At 47.2% G+C, this 3095-nt stretch carries 2 protein-coding genes; both read right to left on the bottom strand.

Annotated elements, in window-relative coordinates:
- Positions 1-157: 157 nt before the first annotated feature.
- A complete protein-coding gene (locus QUB61_RS36285) occupies positions 158-1942 on the bottom strand; it encodes a serine hydrolase (protein ID WP_333135875.1) in 1785 nt (594 codons plus the stop codon).
- Positions 1942-3095, bottom strand: a 1154-nt coding sequence (locus QUB61_RS36280) for a calcium-binding protein (RefSeq protein WP_333190371.1), incomplete at its 5' end; no start/stop codon positions are given. The genes QUB61_RS36280 and QUB61_RS36285, both read right to left, overlap by 1 nt.

Raw genomic sequence — 3095 nt, 5'->3', positions numbered from 1 at the left:
CTACTGTCATATAACTAATGGTAAACACTTCTCTCGCTTGAGTAGCTTACTCTATCCTTTCCTTCAGGGCACTACCCAGTTGTAAGATTGCTGGTTGCGATCGAAAGTAACGCGCTGCTGACGTATCCTACTTATTCTGGTACTTGTTGTGGTAATATTAAGGCGCGATCGCTTCCCAATTCACCTGAGAAACACCGTACAAAATAAAATTATCCAAAAGTCCGTAAGCATCCCGGCAATTATAGCTTTTAGCCTCAACACATTTCTTGTCCGCCCATTGATTCACAGCCACAAAAATATCAACTCCATCCGGCAACACACCCGCATACATCTTCAACTTGCCAAAATCATCAAGGATGCGACCTTTAGCGTCCAGCGGCGGCAATTTCCACTCTTTAGGATTGCGATTTCCCCCTAACTGAATTGCCCTTGCATAAGTACCGTCAAGCCCTCCGGTGTGAGAAGTATATCGATTCCAAACCTGATTTCGCTTCTCCCCGATGCGCGGGTTATTTTCATAACCACCTACCCAATATTCTGACATAAATTTGAGAAAAACTTCCGCTTCTGCAGCAAGCGAACCAGTACCGGGACTCAAATCAGTGTTTCTGCTGCTAAAAGGAACCATACCTAAATTCCCAGACCAATTTATCCTCCCCGGCTTCGGATTTAGCCAGGTAGAAAAATCGCAGAAGCTACCCTTCCAGATGCAGTGAGGCCGCTTCACATCCCATCCCTGCCAATAGTAAGTCTTCCCGTTCCAATCGCGTTTCTCTGGCTCGCGATCGACCATATTTGCTACTCCTTGGGTCATAAAAATTCCCCGGTCAGCCGCAGTAGAAATTCCTAACTTTGTTTTGAAGAAAACCTCCAAAGCCGAACCTTGATGAGTTTCTGGTTTACCCATCTTAGCAGCATATCTGCCGTCAGCCACAAGCTGCTCCAAAATAATCGTAGGAAATGCCGGACTGGTATTGGAATAGTGATATTGACCGATCGGATACTGAAGACATCGCCCTGCCAAAATCTGCATAGTTTCTGCTAAAGTAGGACTTGGCAAAAAATAGCCGGCGCTAGGAGAAATGCCGAGTTGATTTTTAGCAGAACTGATAGATTTGTAGCCCCACTCATTGACAAGTAACTGTTCTTGTGATTGAAAATTAGCTGGGGTTTTTAGATTGCGAAGCACAGGCAAATTTGCGATGACATCTTCATATCTGGGCGCGCTGCGCTGAAGTCCCGATCTGTGCGACAAAAAATGTCCGAGGGTGACGTTTTGCCACTGTTTGTCTGCAAATCCTGAGTTAAGATTGGCACACTTGCTGTCTTTCACGGGAACGGGAAATTTGACTTTTCCCGAAAATACGGCGTGCAATTTTTCAGGGATAATCGCTACTGGATATTGCTTGTTCAAACCGGGAATTAGCGGCGGATAATGCTGGGGGTCGAACAATTTCATCCCTTCAATTTGGTCGTCAGTCAGTTCTAAACCGGCCCGATCGCGCGCCGTCTGTTTAAGCGCCCACCGCACCATTGCAAAGGTAACAGGCTTGCTGATACTGCCCATACGCATGGGGGTATCTGCGGGTACGATCGCCGCCAGAGGAGCCTGCATATCGTCGCCACAAGCCGGATCCCAGTTATTAGTAGGTCTGCCTTTCATGCGGCCGAAACCCCAAACACCGACGGGTTTACCTTTAACAGAAACACCCAGTACGGCCGCACCGACGCAGCGGTGGCGCATGAATTCTGTCAGGGATTGCTTTAGAGGCTGGAGTCGCGCGTCGTCAGTACCAGTAACGGGGATGTTTTCTTGCGCTAAAGCTGTGTAGTTGTTGGACGCGGAAAGCTTTCCCAAGCCTCCTAAGAGGATAGCTGGAATTAAGGTCAAACTTGTGTAGAAAAGTCTCTTGATTCTTTGGCGATCGCCCCTAACATTCATCAGAAAAAACTCCTGTTTAAAAATGTAGGTGGGTTCAAGTCTGTCAGCTCGATTTGAGTAACAGATACGTTATTGAGAGTGGCTAGAATTTGACCTGTTGCTGTCAAGCGGATTAAGGTGTCGCTGTTGGATTGAGTAATTGACAGTTGAGAAGAAGTCAAACCTCTAGTAAGGGCGATCGCATCTTTTCCGGGTTCAAAATCTCGAATGATATCCATCCCTGAATCGGCCCCAAGCAGAAAACGATCGTTCCCACTTCCTCCCATTAAAAAATCATCTCCCAAATCGCCGCTTAAAAAGTCGTCTCCCGCTCCCCCAAATATTGTATCATTGTCTTTTCCTCCCCAAATCGTATCATTTCCTTCACAGCCATCAAGTAGGTCGTTATTTTCATTACCCAGCAAGTAATCGTTGCCACCGCCACCACAGGCAGTATCGTCACCTACATTTCCCAACAGAGTATCGTTGCCTTCACCGCCTAAAATTAAATCTCTATCCTTACCTCCCAATAATAAATCGTTTCCTTTGCCCCCCTCTAAAAAATCCGAGTCTTCGTTGCCGTGAATGAAGTCGCTATCTTCTCCACCATTGAGCGAATCTTCTCCTCGATTCCCACATAATGTATCTCTTCCTTCATTACCAAGAATAATGTCTTGATTCTTGCCACCAAAAAGCAAGTCATCTTCGGTTCCACCAGAGATAAAGTCGTTGCCTTCGTTACCGTTTAAAAAGTCATTTCCTTCGCCGCCAAACAGGTTATCGTTACCTTCCTTTGCCGGGAAATAATCCTCGCTGCTGCTGCCGTCGAATCTCTCATTGCTAGCAGTACCTGTGACGGGTAGATCGATCGTACTATTCACAACTACCTTTTCTACAGGATTGGGTTGGTTGAGATTTGGGAGGGATAGAGAGTTACAAAGGCAATCTTCTGTCGGAATTTCTGTCGGTGTCGGAGTTGGCGTTTCAGTCGGAATCGGTGTCGGAGTTGGCGTTGGCGTTTCTGGCGGAATCGGTGTTGGAGTTGGCGTTGGCGTTTCTGGCGGAATCGGTGTCGGAGTTGGCGTTGGCGTTTCAGTCGGAATCGGTGTCGGAGTTGGCGTTGGCGTTTCAGTCGGAATCGGTGTCGGAGTTGGCGTTGGCGTTTCAGTCGGAA

Origin of the sequence: Microcoleus sp. C2D2 (assembly GCF_036702495.1) — a bacterium.
Classification (GTDB): Bacteria; Cyanobacteriota; Cyanobacteriia; order Cyanobacteriales; family Microcoleaceae; genus Microcoleus.
The sequence above is the reverse complement of the archived record's forward strand: the minus strand, read 5'-3'. Positions and strand labels throughout refer to the sequence as shown.